Annotated in this window: 11 protein-coding genes; 7 read left to right on the top strand and 4 right to left on the bottom strand. The window is 64.1% G+C overall.

Going from position 1 to position 14769, the window contains the following annotated elements:
- Window positions 1-345: 345 nt before the first annotated feature.
- The 7 genes from WA950_RS18095 to WA950_RS18065 all read left to right on the top strand — a co-directional run bounded on the left by WA950_RS18095 (window position 346) and on the right by WA950_RS18065 (window position 10308).
- Window positions 346-1815: an alanine/glycine:cation symporter family protein gene (locus WA950_RS18095; protein WP_424553112.1), complete on the top strand. Its 1470-nt coding sequence runs from the start codon at window positions 346-348 to the stop codon at window positions 1813-1815.
- A 141-nt stretch (window positions 1816-1956) separates the two neighbouring features.
- Complete coding sequence (locus tag WA950_RS18090; RefSeq protein WP_424553111.1) at window positions 1957-2457, top strand: RNA polymerase sigma factor; 501 nt, start codon at window positions 1957-1959, stop codon at window positions 2455-2457.
- 117 nt (window positions 2458-2574) lie between these two features.
- Window positions 2575-3564 (top strand): FecR family protein, encoded by a 990-nt coding sequence (locus WA950_RS18085; RefSeq protein ID WP_424553110.1) that lies wholly within the window; start codon window positions 2575-2577, stop codon window positions 3562-3564.
- Window positions 3565-3693: 129 nt separating this feature from the next.
- Window positions 3694-6309, top strand: coding sequence for a TonB-dependent hemoglobin/transferrin/lactoferrin family receptor (locus WA950_RS18080; protein ID WP_424553109.1), 2616 nt, complete (start codon window positions 3694-3696; stop codon window positions 6307-6309).
- A 91-nt stretch (window positions 6310-6400) separates the two neighbouring features.
- A complete protein-coding gene (locus WA950_RS18075) occupies window positions 6401-7174 on the top strand; it encodes a heme acquisition protein HasA (RefSeq protein WP_424553108.1) in 774 nt (257 codons plus the stop codon).
- Between the two features lie 13 nt (window positions 7175-7187).
- Window positions 7188-9011 (top strand): type I secretion system permease/ATPase, encoded by a 1824-nt coding sequence (locus WA950_RS18070; RefSeq protein WP_424553107.1) that lies wholly within the window; start codon window positions 7188-7190, stop codon window positions 9009-9011.
- Window positions 8998-10308 (top strand): HlyD family type I secretion periplasmic adaptor subunit, encoded by a 1311-nt coding sequence (locus WA950_RS18065; RefSeq protein ID WP_424553106.1) that lies wholly within the window; start codon window positions 8998-9000, stop codon window positions 10306-10308. The genes WA950_RS18070 and WA950_RS18065 overlap by 14 nt, the downstream gene beginning before the upstream one ends.
- Before the next feature lie 108 nt (window positions 10309-10416).
- On the opposite strand, the gene WA950_RS18060 is transcribed toward WA950_RS18065, so the two are convergent.
- Genes WA950_RS18060 through WA950_RS18045 form a run of 4 tightly spaced genes read right to left on the bottom strand, consistent with a single transcriptional unit; the run spans window position 10417 to window position 14768 of the window.
- Window positions 10417-10992 carry a GreA/GreB family elongation factor gene (locus tag WA950_RS18060; protein ID WP_424553105.1) on the bottom strand — a complete coding sequence of 192 codons (576 nt, stop codon included), beginning with the start codon at window positions 10990-10992 and terminating at the stop codon, window positions 10417-10419.
- 39 nt (window positions 10993-11031) lie between these two features.
- Window positions 11032-12009: an extracellular solute-binding protein gene (locus tag WA950_RS18055; protein WP_424553104.1), complete on the bottom strand. Its 978-nt coding sequence runs from the start codon at window positions 12007-12009 to the stop codon at window positions 11032-11034.
- Between the two features lie 60 nt (window positions 12010-12069).
- A complete protein-coding gene (locus WA950_RS18050; protein ID WP_424553103.1) occupies window positions 12070-13710 on the bottom strand; it encodes an ABC transporter permease in 1641 nt (546 codons plus the stop codon).
- A complete protein-coding gene (locus WA950_RS18045; RefSeq protein ID WP_424553102.1) occupies window positions 13707-14768 on the bottom strand; it encodes an ABC transporter ATP-binding protein in 1062 nt (353 codons plus the stop codon). Before WA950_RS18045 ends, WA950_RS18050 begins: the two co-directional genes overlap by 4 nt.
- Window position 14769: the final 1 nt, after the last annotated feature.

Raw genomic sequence — 14769 nt, 5'->3', positions numbered from 1 at the left:
AAGCCTTCGTTCGGCGGTGGTTTTTTCATCGCCGGCATCGCCATCGAGATGGCTGTCGTCACGCTCGCCTTCGTCGGCCTCTGGTTCGCCGGCGGGGCCGATGTGACGGCCCGCCCGCGTTCGAAACCAAAGGCGGTCGTGGCGGGCGGCATGGTGGCGCTGATGGCGATCCGCCGCCTCGCCAGTCCGAACGCCGGGCAGTCGTTTTCAAGATTGCGCTGCCCGTCATCCCATGCAACTATTCACTCGTCAGTTCATCCTAAATCACGGCGCATCGAACGCTGTGGCGAACAAGCTGTGTTTGCCGCGGAGCAGTCACGCCGTGCGCGCAGCAAGGAGACGGCCGTGACAGTTCTCAACGCCATCATCGATTTCCTCAACACCATCTTCTGGGGTTATATCCTCATCTATGGCCTGATCGCGGTCGGCATCTATTTTACCTTGCGCCTCCGCTTCATCCAGATCCTGCATTTCCCGGAACTGTTCCGCTCGGTAATGACCGCGCCCGCCAATGATACCAGTGGCATCACGCCGTTCCAGGCGCTGTGCACCAGCCTCGCCTCGCGCGTCGGCACGGGCAATCTCGCCGGCGTCGCCGTCGCCCTCTTCCTCGGCGGCCCCGGCGCGCTGTTCTGGATGTGGGTAGTCGCCGCCGTCGGCATGGCGACAGCCTACTCAGAAAGTGCGCTCGCCCAGCTCTACAAGATCACCGATCATGACGGGCAATATCGCGGAGGACCGGCCTTCTACATTTCCCGGGGGCTGAACGCGCCCTGGGCGGGCGTCATCTTCTCGGTCTGCCTCATCATCGCCTTCGGTCTCGTCTTCAACGCCGTCCAGGCGAACTCGATCGCCGATGCGATGCAGGGCGCCTTCGGCATCAACAAGATCTGGGTCGGCGTCGGGCTTGCGGTGCTGACGGCGGTGGTGATCTTCGGCGGCATCCGGCAGATCGCGCAGGTGGCCGAATATGTCGTGCCCTTCATGGCCGTCGCCTATCTCGGCATGGCCGTCTATGTCGTGCTGGCCAACATCAGCGAAGTGCCTGCGGTTCTTGCCCTCATCGTCAAGAGCGCCTTCGGCATCGAGCAGGCGGCAGGCGGGGTGGCGGGCGCTATGCTGAACGGCGTCAAGCGCGGCCTGTTCTCCAACGAGGCGGGCATGGGCTCCGCGCCGAACATCGCGGCCGTCGCCACGCCTTCGCCGCATCATCCGGCCAGCCAGGGCTTCGTACAGGCGCTCGGCGTGTTCATCGACACGATTCTGATCTGCACGGCAACCGGCATCATGATCCTGCTCTCGGGCGTCATGGCACCCGGCTCGGAGCTTACGGGAACGCCGCTGACACAGGAGGCCATGGTGGCCCATATCGGCGAGGCAGGCCGCTACTTCATCGCCATCGCCATCTTCTTCTTCGCCTTCACCTCGATCATCGGCAACTATGCCTATTCGGAAAACGCAATGGTCTTCCTGAAGCTTGACAACAAAGGCTTCATCGCCGCCCTGCGCGTCGCCGTGCTGCTGATGGTCATCTGGGGCGCCTATACGACGGTCGCGGTCGTCTTCAACATGGCCGACGCGGCAATGGGCCTGATGGCTTCAGTCAATCTCGTCGCTATCGTGCTGCTCTCCGGCACCGTCGCGAAGCTGACCAGGGATTATTTCGACCAGAAGAAGACGGGAGAGCCACGTTTCGACCCCGATGCCTATCCCGAGCTCAGGGGCAAGATCGAACATGCCATCTGGGCGCGAAACCCGGCACCTGCCGCCGACACGACCGGCACCGGCCAGGGAGAGCGCCCGATATTGTCGTGACGGCAATGGAAAGATATCGCGCCTGTCACGACGGGCCCAAATAACATGATTGTAAAATTCATGTTTTATGGCTATCACCCTTCCGGGGTCTAGTGCGCGAAACGGAACCTTAGACCGTGACGGAAAGCGCTTGGCGGGCAGATGGGCATTCAGGGAAACGACACGCGCTACGAAACCTATGTGGCCTATCGCGCCGACCTGGTGCGGTATGCCACGCCGATCATCGGTTCGCGCGAGGATGCAGAGGATATCGTGCAGGAGGCGTTCGTGCGCTTCGTGCCGGAGGCGGCGCAATCGCCCTCGCGCCTGAAGTCCTATCTCTACCGCATCGTGCGCAATCTCGCCTTCGATACGCGGCGCCGGCGCCGGCTCGAAGCGCGGGGACATCCCGACGACACGCCCTGGTGGGGCCTTCCGCAAGACCATGAGACACCGGAGCAGCAGGCCTTGCTCTGCGATCACATCCGGCAGGTCGAGGCCATCCTCGCGACGATGCCCGCGCAAAAGCGCATTGCCCTCGAAATGCACCGCTTCGGCGGCTATCGCATCGAGGAAATCGCCCGGCATCTCGGTGTTTCGACGTCAGGCGCCCACCGGCTGATACAGTCCGGACTGGCGGAACTACTTGCAAGGATGCCTTGAAACAGGAACCCTCATCGAATCCTGAGAAAATCGGGAGAGCTATTCGTCTTGTATGTGACGAACACATTCGGGCGGGCGGCTTCTCCGGGCACCGGCAGAACGAAAGCTATCACCAGCATGCGCGACAACGGAACGAACATTTCCCAGAAGATTGCCGACGAGGCGGCCGGCTGGATGATTGCGCTTCAGGAGGAGCCGGGCGACCCCCGGTGTCATGAACGCTTCGAGCATTGGCTGGAACAATCCCCCCAGCACCGCCACGCCTGGGAGCGCCTGCAGACGGTCTGGCAGGCCTTCGGTGCGTCGGCCCCGGCCTTCGAGGAGACGTGGAAGGACGCGCCGCACGATCTTGCACAGGTGCGCTCGTATCGTCCCCGCCGCGCGGGCTTGCTGCGCCGCGCCGGCATGTTCGGGGCAGCGGCAGCGACGATGCTCTGTCTCGCAGTCATCATCGGCCCTTCGCTGATCCTGCGCATGGAGGCCGACCACAGGACCGGCACGGCCGAAAGCCGGACGGTGACGCTCGAAGACGGCAGTCTCGTTCATCTCGCCGGTGCCAGCGCTATCGCGACGGATTTCGAAAAGGGCCGCCGGGCTGTGCGCCTGCTCGCGGGCGAGGCCTTTTTCGAGGTGACGCCAGACAAGAGCCGTCCCTTCACGGTCGACGCGAACGGCGTCGAGGTTGTGGTCCTCGGCACCAGGTTCGATGTCCAGACGGATGGTGACGTCACCGTCGTCGCGCTGGCGGAAGGCTCCGTGAAAGCGCTGGTCGAAGACGGAACGGAAGTCCTTGCGCCCGGCGACCTCCTGGCAGCCAACCGGGCTACGGGCGAAATCTCCCGCACGACCATCCCGATCGACGATATCGCCACCTGGCGCAACGGGCAGATCTTCGTGGTCAACGCCACGATCGGCTCGGTGGTGGAGCAGATCCGCCGCTATCACCCAGCCTGGCTCTCCCTACCGGATGGCACATTGGCGGGCCAGCGGGTGACGGGCTTCTACGACCTTCGCCATCCCGACCAGGCCCTGGAAACGCTCGTGGCGCCTTTTGGCGGCAAGGTGCGGCGCGTCTCGCCGGTGGCGCGCCTCATCAGCCGCCTGTGACGTAAAAATATGATTGAAATAATCAAGATTTAGCGCATAGCCGCTGGAATCCTGGGAAAAAATCCGGAGCTGTCCGTCTTTTCGTTTGAGCGCCGCATGGCACATCGCTGCACAGAAGAGACGAAGATCATGCATTCCAGATATCCGGCCAGCCGGACAGTATTTCTCGCCACGACGGCCCTTGCCCTACTGTGCGCAGGCACGCAGGTCCTGCCGCAGGCCGCCCTGGCACAGGAAAACGCCACCGGCAATTCCCTGACGGAAGCGGCCCGTATTCCGTTCAACATTCCGGCGCAGGCGCTTGCGAGCGCCATCAGCGCCTTCGGCCGGCAGTCGGGCCTTCAGGTCACGCTCTCGGCGGCGCAGGCGGGCGACATCCACACCAGTGCGGTCGTCGGCAGCTTCACGCCGTCGGAAGCCCTCGCCCGCATGCTGACCGGCACGGGCATGCGCGGCGGCGTCAATGGCAGCTCCGCCGTCATCCGCCTCGGCGCCGCAAATGCCTCGGATCTGTCGATCGCCGACGGATCGACGGCGCTGGAGACGATCACCGTGGAAAGGGGCGCGCGCAATGCCGCGACAGGTGCTGGTTTCCAGGGCACGCCGGATTGGGTCTACGAGACGCCAGCTAGCGTGAGCGTGGTCTCGCGCCAGGCCATCGAGAAGAAGCAGGCCCGCAACGCCTATGACCTGTTCTCCGGCGTCTCGGGCGTCTCCGTCGCCGGCGCCGCGCAGAATCCCGGCGTCGCGATCAATGTGCGCGGTTTGCAGGACCAGACCCGCGTGACGACGACGATCGACGGCGCGCGCCAGAACTTCCAGCAGGCGGGGCACGGCTATACCTCGAACGTCTATATCGACCCGTTGCTCGTCAGGACCATCGAGGTGGAGAAGAATACCGCGGCCGGCGTCGGCAGCGGCGGCTCGCATGGCAGCGTGGTCGGCTTCCGCACGCTGACCGCCGACGACATCCTTCTTCCGGGCAGGAATGGCGGCGGCTGGATCGACGCAACCCGGGGCACGAACGCCTACGACTTCTACGGCTCGGCCGCGCTTGCCGCCCGCACGTCCGACAATATCGACATCGTCGCCGCCATCAGCCGCAAAAATCTCGGCGAATACGCCATCGGCGGAAACGGTACGCTGGTGGGCAATCCCGGCGGCGACAAGCCGGTCTTCACCGGCTCGGACATCACGTCGGGCCTGTTCAAGGCCGGCCTCGACCTCGAAAACGACCAGCGCGTGGAATTCGGCTTCATCCGCTACGACGCGAGTTTCACGACCAGCACGGCGCTCGCGACGCTGCAGAACACCAACCATGTGCGCAACCTCACGGGCACGCTGACCTATACCTATAAGCCGGACGATCCGCTCTTCGACCTGAAGGGGCAGCTCTGGTGGAACGAGACCCAGAACCGGCAGTGGCGTTCCGGCCGCAACGACTATGGCGAGTTCGACGTCAGCTACGGCCTGAACACCTATGGCTTCAACCTCGAGAACACCAGCAAGGTCGACCTTCCCGCCGGCGTTCTCTCCTTGCACTACGGAACGGAACTCTTCCTCGACCGGGCCGGGACGGAGGCGCTCAATCGCGAAGCGGGCGACACGGACAATACCTGGTGGTTCACCGGCCCCAACCCGACGGGCGACCGCTGGCTTTCCAGCACCTTCGCCTCGGTGAAATACGAGCATCAGGAATGGCTCGAGGCGTCGATCGGCGGACGCTACGACTACTACAAGATCAAGGGCTCTTCCACGATCGACGGCGGCTCGGAGAGCTATCTCGTCACGCCGGGCGTTTGCCGGATCTACTGGACGACAGGCCCGAACATCGGAACGTGCCGCATCTGGACCACGCGGCCCGTCTTCGGACAACGCGACATCATCCATGAGATCGACCTCGACCAGTCCGGCGGACGGTTCTCCCCGGAGGTCCTGATTGCGGTGAAGCCGTTGGACGGCGTACAGATCTTCGGCAAATATTCCGAGGGCTTCCGCCCCGGCACGCTCGGCGAAATGCTGCTCGGCGGCTCGCATATCGGCAACCTCATGGACTATGCGCCGAATGCCTACCTCAAGCCCGAGACCTCGCAGACCTGGGAAATCGGCCTCAACCTCACGGCCGACGACCTATTGACGGGCGGCGACAGCCTGCGCGTGAAAGCGGCCTATTTCGACAAGACGGTCGACAACTACATCGCGCTCGGCACCGTAAGCGGCACGCCCGCGACCGGCGGACAGGTCGGCGGCTACTATGCCTATACGAACCTTCTCGGCGATTCCCGGCTTCGCGGCGTCGAGGTCGAAGCGAACTACGATGCCGGTCCCTACTATGCCGGCGGTTCCTTCACCTACACCAAGGGCGACTTCGCGAACACCTACAGCGACGACCCCTGGGGCAACGCGACATCCACGGGCAGCGGCGCGATCCTCTATGTCTCCGTCGCGCCGAAATACCGCTTCACGGCCGATGTCGGCGTGCGGTTCTTCGACGACCGGCTGAACATCGGCGCGCGGGCGAACCGCATCGTTCCTTCCGAGCAACTCGGTCTGTTTTCGACCGTCTACCGCGCGAAGCCCTATACGACCTTCGACATCTACGGTTCCTGGGACTTCAACGAGAACGCATCGCTGCGCTTTGCCGTCAACAACCTGACGGACGTGGCCTACATCGATCCCATGAACAGCTCGGATTTCCCCGCTCCCGGCCGCACGGCGACCCTGTCGCTCAAGGTCCGGTTCTGAGCATCCATCGCGCCAGGGTCCTTCCAGGTCCGAAGCGTGAGAACAACTGTGTCCGGATACCGGATGCAGCCAACCCCAGAAAGGAAAGCAAATGGCAACGATCGACCTTAACGACGCCAACAACGATGGCGTGGGCGTCGACTTCCTCGACTATCTGACGGCCTGGGATGCCAGCTTCGCGCCCGGCTATTATGGGTTCTTTTCCAACAACCCGGCCGATTTCGTCGGCAACCAGTTCGCCGTCGCCGACAGCAGCAGCGCGACCGTGGGCGGCGTGGGCAGCGCCGATACGGTGGTGATCGATTCCGGCGCCGCCGGCGATCTCTACTACGACATGACGTCCCACGTTCTTGCCGGCGCTGTCGACGGTGCGACCTTCGGCCAGGGCCTCGCCTACAATGCGGGCACGGACACGTTCTCCCAGTCCGCCTGGGACATCGACATCAACGGCCTCGGCCTTACGGGCACGGGCGCGGCAAACCCCGTGCACAACTTCGTCTACGGCATCATGCAGGGCAATCCGGCCAACCTGCTGAGCGTGCTGAACAGCCAGAACAACACGTTTAACGGCAGCTCGGGCGCCGATACGCTCTACAGCTTCAACGGGAACGACATCCTGACCGGCAATGGCGGGTCCGACGTCTTCGTCTTCCAGGGCACTGACGGCAACGACGTCATCACGGACTTCGACGCCGCGCTGGACCTCATCGACGTCACGGCATGGGGAACCGTTTCCGTAAGCTACGCCTACGACGCCGTCAGCGGCCTCTACGACGCCACCGTCACCGACGGCGTCAACGGCAGCATCTCCGTCCAGGACATTGCGAACAATTCGCTCGTCTCGGGCGTCAACCTGCTCGCCTGAGAAATTTGCTGTAGTGTTGGTAGCCCCACAGCAGGCACCGTCGCAGTCTCTGACTGCGGCGGTCGCTTCACCCCTCAGACGAGCATTCCTTGGAATAGCTCTCATCAGCGGTGTGGTCAACGTTCTGGCGCTGACCTCCCCGCTCTTCATGCTGCAGGTCTATGACCGCGTACTGGCGAGCGGCAGCGTGCCGACCCTCGTCGGCCTCTGCGTGCTGGCGGCCGGGCTCTATCTCTTCCAGGCCGGGCTCGACATCATCCGCGCCCGTGTCCTTCTGCGTGTCGGCGAGCATTTCGATGGCGCGCTCAGCGGCCGGGTACACGATGCTGTCGTGCGCCTGCCGCTTCTCTCGCGCATGCCTGGCGACGGTCTCCAGCCGCTTCGCGACCTCGACAATGTCCGCGGTTTCCTTTCGGGCCAGGGGCCGACCGCCCTCTTCGACCTGCCCTGGATGCCGCTCTATCTCGGCATCTGCTTCCTCTTCCATTTCTGGATCGGCATGACGGCGCTCGTCGGCGCGGCCGTCCTCGTCCTCCTGACCCTGCTTGCCAACGCGCTGTCCCAACGGCCTGTCCGCGACAGCATCGCCCACAACATGGCCCGCAACGGCCTCCTGGAAGCTTCGCGCCGCAATGCCGAAGTCGTGCAGGCCCTCGGTTTCGGGGCGCGGCTCGAAGCGCGCTGGCGACGGGCGAATGCGGACTACCTTCACGCCAACCGCCGGGCCGGCGACATAGCCGGCGGCCTCGGCGGCCTGTCGAAGACGCTTCGCGTGATGCTGCAATCGGCGGTGCTCGGCGTCGGCGCCTGGCTGGTGATCGAGCAGCAGGCGACCGGCGGCGTGATGATCGCAAGTTCCATCATGGTGGGGCGGGCACTCGCCCCGGTCGATCTGGCGATCGCGAGCTGGAAACCCTTCCTTATGGCACGGCATAGCTGGAAGCGCCTGCAGGACCTGCTCGGCAGGATACCGCCCCTGCCGGAAACGATGCCCCTGCCTGCGCCCTGCAAGGAACTGCGCGTCGAAAACGTCACCATCCTGCCGCCCGGCGAGAAGTGGCCCACCGTGAGCGGCATCGGCTTTGTGATCGGGGCCGGCAGCGCGCTCGGCGTCATCGGGCCGTCCGGCTCCGGTAAATCGACGCTTTCCCGCGCCCTCGTCGGCGCATGGCCAGCCGCCGGCGGCAAGGTGCGGCTCGACGGCGCCAGCCTCGACCAGTGGGACCGCGAAGCCCTCGGCCGCCATATCGGCTACCTGCCGCAGGGCGTCGAGTTGTTCGACGGCAGCATTGCCGACAACATCGCCCGCTTCGAGGAGGACGCCGATCCCGACGCCGTCGTCGCGGCCGCGCAGGCCGCCGGCGCGCACGAACTGATCCTGCGCTTCGAGGATGGATACAGATCGCGCATCGGCGAAGGCGGCTCTTCGCTCTCGGCCGGGCAGCGCCAGCGCATCGGGCTGGCGCGGGCGCTCTATCGCGACCCCTTCTTCGTGGTGCTGGACGAACCCAATGCCAATCTCGATGCCGAGGGCGAGGCGGCGGTGGTGCGCGCCATCGCCTCGGTGCGCGAACGCGGCGGCATCGCCGTGGTGGTCGCGCACCGGCCGAGCGCCATTGGCGCGGTCGATCAGGTGCTGATGATGGAGGGCGGACGCCAGAAGGCGTTCGGTCCGCGCGACGCGGTTCTCGGACAGGTGCTCAAGCCCTCGCCCGCCGCAAGAAGCGGCAACGGTTTTGCGGTGACCGGCCAGGGCGTCATGCCGCTGCGCGTGGTCGCCAATCCCGCGAAGACCGAAAGCGACGGCGAACCGGAAGAAAAAGATGCCAAGCACTGACGTGACGCCCGTGACCCGTTCCATCCGCCGCCACCTTGCGGCGGGCCTCGCGCTCGCCGTGCTGCTGGCCGGCGGCGTCGGGGGATGGGCGGCGACCACGCAGCTTGCCGGCGCCGTGGTGGCCTCCGGCCATTTCGTCGTCGATTCCTATGCCAAGAAGGTGCAGCATTCCAAGGGCGGCATCGTCGGGGCCATTCTCGTGCAGGAAGGCGATACTGTAAAAGCCGGCGACGTCGTCCTGCGGCTCGATTCCACGCAGACGCGCGCGGGCCTCGCCATCGTCACGAAGCGGCTCAACGAGCTGCACGCCCGCCTCGCGCGCCTTGAAGCCGAGCGCGACGACCGCGATACCATCGACTTCCCGCCAGGGCTCGACGACGGCAGCACCGACGCCGACATCGCCTCGGCGGTGCGCAGCGAGACGCGGCTGTTCGAATTCCGCAGGGAGGCGCGCAATGCCCGCAAGGCGCAGTTGACGGAGCGCATCGCCCAGTACGAGCACGAGATCGAGGGGCTGAAGGCGCAGGAGACGGCCTATGCCGGCGGGCTGGCGGTGCTGCGCTCGGAAATCGCCTCGCAGGAGGCGCTGCACGACAAGGGCGTCGTCTCGGTCCAGCGCCTCAACAGCCTCAAGACCCAGGCTGCGACCTATGAGGGCGAGCGTGGGGAGAAGGTCGCCTATCAGGCGCAGACGCGCGGCAAGATCACCGAGACACGGCTCCAGATCCTCTCCATCGATCAGGACATGAAAACCGAAGTCGGGCGTGAACTGCGCGAAATCCAGGGACAGCTCGGCGAATATGTCGAGCGAGAGGTGGCAGCGAAGGACGATCTCAAGCGGATCGATATCCTAGCCCCGCAGGCAGGCACCGTGCACCAGCTTTCGGTGCACACGGTCGGCGGCGTCGTCAATCCCGCCGAAACGATCATGCTGGTCATACCGGAGGGCGACGACCTTGCGCTGGAAGTGCGCATCGCCCCCAAGGATATCGACCAGATCCTGCCCGGCCACCGCGCGGTGCTGCGCCTTTCGGCCTTCAACCAGCGCACGACGCCGGAACTGTCCGGCAATGTCGCGCGCATCGCCGCGGACCTCACCACCGAAGAGAGGACCGGCTTTTCCTTCTACCTGGTGCGCATAACCGTGCCGCGCACGGAGCTCGAAAAGCTCGGCGGCCTCTCCCTCGTTCCCGGCATGCCGGCCGAAGCGATGATCCAGACCAGCGATCGAACCGCCCTCTCCTACCTCGTCAAACCCCTCACCGACCAGATCACCCGCGCCTTCCGCGAGGAGTGAGGGCAGGCGCCGGCAACCTGATAGCGTACAGCCGGTATCAAGTCCGGCCCTCCTATCCACTTGTCAGATTGGCTGACGAACTCGGCAAGCAGGTTTCCCACTGTGCGACTAGAGATGAAAATCACCGGCCGATTCCGGTTGGTAGATCACCCTCTCGATCAGAATGCGTCGAGTACGATCTGCAACCATCCACTCGATGGCATCGCCCTCCTGATAGCCCAGGATCGCAGTGCCGACGTCGGACAGGACCGATAGTTTCCCGGAGCGTTCGTCGGCTTCTTCCGGATAGACAAGGGCCAGTTCCGTTTGTTCGTCGTCCAGTTGCAGCACGACCTTGGAGTTCATTGTCACGACATCGCGCGCGACGTGCTGAGGATCGACAACAATGGCCCTCTCGATCTCGTGTTCAAGCTCGACCATCGCCGCCCCCTCCTCGAACTCAATCAGGCTCTGAAGACGAGCTTTGTCTATCTCCGTGACGTAAATCTCGGCAGAAACCGCGATGGCGCCTTCGCGCAGGAGCTGGAGATACCGGCCAGCGGTCATCGGCAGGGAATTGAGCGTTGGCGTTGCGTGCTTGAGAAGAAAACCGCAGCGCTCAAAACCCTTCAGCGAGCGCGTGTTGCTCGGCTGAATCTTGGCGATGACGCTCTCGGCTCGCATGTCGAGGAAGGCGAGCTTCAATCCTTCGCGGATGGTGCTGGCGCCAAGTCCGCGCCCTGCTTACTTGCTCGCGCCCGCCTTCGGCAAGGCCTCCCATTCGGCGAGGAAGGCATCGCGGCTGCGGGCAGCCTCTTCCTCGTCGATCTTGAAGACCTTGATCGTAGACAGTTCGGGCAGCTTCACGTAGTCGGAGACCTTGACGTCGGTGCGGCTCGGGCGGCGGAAGGCTACTTTCAGCAGCTCGATCTGCGCTTCCTTTGAGAGGAGTGCGTCGATCACTTTCTTGGCGTCTTCCCCGGCCGGCGCACCCTTGACGAGAGCTGCAAATTCCGGCGTCGTGAACGTGCCGGAAGTGGGATAGACGATGCTGATCTCGCTCTGGCCGCCATCGACATAACTGTAGCTGTTCGTCTCGAAGGTGAGGCCGACGGCATATTCACCCATCGCAACCCCTTTCGGCACGGCCGAGGACGACGAGGAAGCGACGAGATTGCCGACGAGCGCCTTGTAGGTCGCCTCGTCGAGCAGTTTCGAAAGGCCCCAGACGATCGTATAGCCGGTCGAACTGTTCGCCGGATCAGGCAGGATGATGCGGCCCTTCCAGGCCGGATCGGCAAGGTCCTTCCAGTCGGTGGGCGCGGCAGAGCCGTTCAACTGGTCGGTGTTGACCATGACGGTGACGACATGGACGTTGGCCGGCTGGAAGTAGTCGTCAGGAACGCGCAGATCCGCAGGCATCGCGGCCAGCTCCGGCGAAGCATAAGGTTCCAGCACTTCCTTAAAGGCGCCCATCGTGTTGGCCGAGGAAGACCAGAAGACATCACCTTGCGGAGCGACCTTCTCCGCCTCGATGCGGCGGAGCAGCACACCGCTGCCGCCAGTGATAATGCCGGTCGCGAGGCCCGTCTTTTCCTTGATGACGGCCTGCACGGCTTCGACGGCCGGAACCGGATTGGTGGTGTAAACGACGGGATCGGCAGCGTGCGTGCCAGCGGCAAGGCCGGTGAGCAGCAGGGTGGTTGCAGCAAGTTTCTTCATGGCAGTTCCTCTCTGTTGGTATTCTGCTCGGTCGCGTCCCCCACACGACCGACTTTCTCTTCATTTGGACGCAAACAGGTCCACCTTGAACACGGTCGTGGCGATGATGACCGGCAGCAGGATCACGGCGACGAGCACAAGGCCATAGGCCGATGCATAGGCCATCAAACCGGAGTCGATGAGCCGGAAGATCTGGATCGGCAAGGTTTCGCGGCCGCCGGAATAGACGAGCAACGAGGCCGAGAGTTCGGAAACGGTGGTCGTCCAGGTCAGGATCGCGGCGGAGGTGACAGCCGGCAACATCATCGGCAGCACGACACGCAGGAAGGTTCTGAATGGTGGCGAGCCGAGGCTGATCGAGGCTTCTTCGATCGAGTTTGGGATGTTGTGCAGGATCGCCTGGCCGTTGCGCATGCCGAAGGGCATTCGGCGGATGACGTAGGCGAGCACGATGATGGTCGAGGTGCCGGTCAGCGACAGCCAGCCGCCGTTGAACGAGGCGAGCAATCCGACGCCGAGAACGGTGCCCGAAAGGGCGAGCGGGATAGCCGAGACGTAGTCGATCAACGGCGTGACAAGGTTCGGCTTCTTGACGACGAGGTAGCTGACCAGCGTACTGAAGGCGACCGAGATGACAGTGGCGATGCCTGCGTAGAGGATCGAATTGACGAGCGGGCCGGGCGCGGTGATGAAGACGCGCGCCAGGTTGTCGAGCGTCCATTCGCCCCAGCGCATGACCGGACCGCGCGAGACCGTGAAGGCGCCGATCGCGATCGTGACGAGCGGCAGTAGCGAGATGGCGACAACGATACCGGCCGCTCCGCTGACGAGCACCCCCTGCGCGCCGCTCAAAGGCTTCGGCTTTGCGCCCCTGCCCTGCACGGTCTCGTAGCGGCCCTTGGCGATGATGCGGCGGTTGAGGAAGAGTACGGTCATGACGATCAGCACCGAGACACTGGCAAGCGTACTCTGCATGGTGAGGTTGCTTGCGCCCTCCGCCACGGCCGCCTGGTAGATCGCCACCGACAGCAGCGGCACGTTGTGGCCAAGAATGGTCGAGATGGCGAAATTGCCGATGACCATGGTGAAGACAAGCAGCGCGGAGGCGAGGATCGCCGGGCGGATGACGGGCAGCATGACGTTGAGGCGCGAACGAACCGGCGCCGTGCCGAGACTCTGGGCGGCTTCTTCCAGTTGCGCATCGAATTTGCCGATCGCCGCCACGGTGCCGATATAGACATAGGTGTAATAGATGAAGCTCATCGAGGTGATGAGGCCGAACCAGCCATAGAAGCTCGGCAGGAGAATGCCATAGCCCTTCAGGAAGCGGGTGATGACACCGTTGTTGCCGAGGATCATCAGCCAGGTTTGCGCCGTCACGACTTCTGGAATTACCAGCGTCACGAGCGGCAATAGCGTAATGAACAGCTTGCCACGAAAGCGGAAGCGCGCCGAAACATAGGCGAGCGGCACGCCGATCAGCGTGGAAACCAGCGTCACGACTGAGGCGAGCACCAGCGTGTTGCCGATGGCCGCGAGGCTGCGTCCGTCTTCCATGAGTTGGAGCCAGCCCGAGCGACCTTCGCCGAGAAAGCTCGCGGTGAAGATATAGAGCAGTGGATAGAGGACGAATGCCCCAAGAAGAGCGAGGGCCAGGGCGGACAGCCAGGGCCAGGGGGATCGGAGAGCAGAGCCATTCATGACTGGATCACCCGTGCCGCTGCGGGGTCGAACCCGAGGTGGACATGGGCGCCCGGCAGAAAGGCATCATGCCCCGCGCCGTGCATTTCGGCATTGAGCACGAGGCCGCCAGCGCATTCGACGCTGTAGCTGGTGCGCGCGCCGAGATATTGCCGGCCGCGGACGGTCGCCGGCAGCGACTGCCGGCCGGCGACCGGTTCGGCGGAAATCTTCAGGTCTTCTGGCCGCAGCACCAGCAGGCCGCGGTCGGCCGGGCCGTCCAACGCATCGGTAGCGATGAGCCAATTGCCGGCAACCTCGACCTCGACACGGCTGGTGGAGGCCGGCCGTACGGAAACCTCGATGCGGTTGGCTGCGCCGACGAAATCGGCGACGTAGCCGGTACGCGGTGTCGCGTAGATCTGCTGCGGCGAACCGAGTTGCTCGACCTTGCCCTTGTTCATCACACCGATCAGGTCGGACATGGACAGGGCCTCTTCCTGGTCGTGCGTCACGAAGACCGTTGTGATGTTCGCCTCGCGCTGCAATTCGATGATCGTCTCACGGATCTGCACACGCAGTTTCGCATCGAGGTTGGAAAGCGGCTCATCCATCAACAGCACCTGCGGCTTGATCACCAGCGCACGGGCAAGTGCCACGCGCTGGCGCTGGCCGCCGGACAGGGCGGCCGGATGGCGCAAGAGCAAATGACCGAGACCGACACGATCGAGCGCGGCCTTGACCTTGTGGTCGACGCCCTCTCCCCTCTCGCCCCGCGCACGCAAGCCGTAGGCAACGTTGTCAGCCACCGTCTTGTCGGGGAAGAGCGCGTAGTCCTGGAAGACCATACCGATGGCGCGCTTGTGCGGCGGAAGCTCGGTGACGTCGCGGCCGCCGAAGCGGATCTGGCCGCCGCTTGCCGGCGCAAAACCAGCGATTGTGCGCAGGAGCGTGGTTTTGCCGCAACCCGAAGGTCCGAGCAGTGTGAAGAAACAGCCTTCCGGAATATCGAGGGAGAGGCCGGATATGACGGTCTCGGCCCCGTATCTCACCGAGAGATTGGAAATCGCTATGCCCATG

Source organism: Shinella sp., assembly GCF_049651085.1.
Taxonomy (GTDB): Bacteria; Pseudomonadota; Alphaproteobacteria; order Rhizobiales; family Rhizobiaceae; genus Shinella.
This window is presented reverse-complemented; position numbering and strand designations above follow the sequence as displayed.

Coding starts and splice junctions, on each gene's coding strand:
- WA950_RS18090 (WP_424553111.1), top strand. CDS start 1,957: ATGGGCATTCAGGGAAACGACACGCGCTACGAAACCTATGTGGCCTAT.
- WA950_RS18085 (WP_424553110.1), top strand. CDS start 2,575: ATGCGCGACAACGGAACGAACATTTCCCAGAAGATTGCCGACGAGGCG.
- WA950_RS18080 (WP_424553109.1), top strand. CDS start 3,694: ATGCATTCCAGATATCCGGCCAGCCGGACAGTATTTCTCGCCACGACG.
- WA950_RS18075 (WP_424553108.1), top strand. CDS start 6,401: ATGGCAACGATCGACCTTAACGACGCCAACAACGATGGCGTGGGCGTC.
- WA950_RS18065 (WP_424553106.1), top strand. CDS start 8,998: ATGCCAAGCACTGACGTGACGCCCGTGACCCGTTCCATCCGCCGCCAC.
- WA950_RS18055 (WP_424553104.1), bottom strand. CDS start 12,009: ATGAAGAAACTTGCTGCAACCACCCTGCTGCTCACCGGCCTTGCCGCT.
- WA950_RS18050 (WP_424553103.1), bottom strand. CDS start 13,710: ATGAATGGCTCTGCTCTCCGATCCCCCTGGCCCTGGCTGTCCGCCCTG.
- WA950_RS18045 (WP_424553102.1), bottom strand. CDS start 14,768: ATGGGCATAGCGATTTCCAATCTCTCGGTGAGATACGGGGCCGAGACC.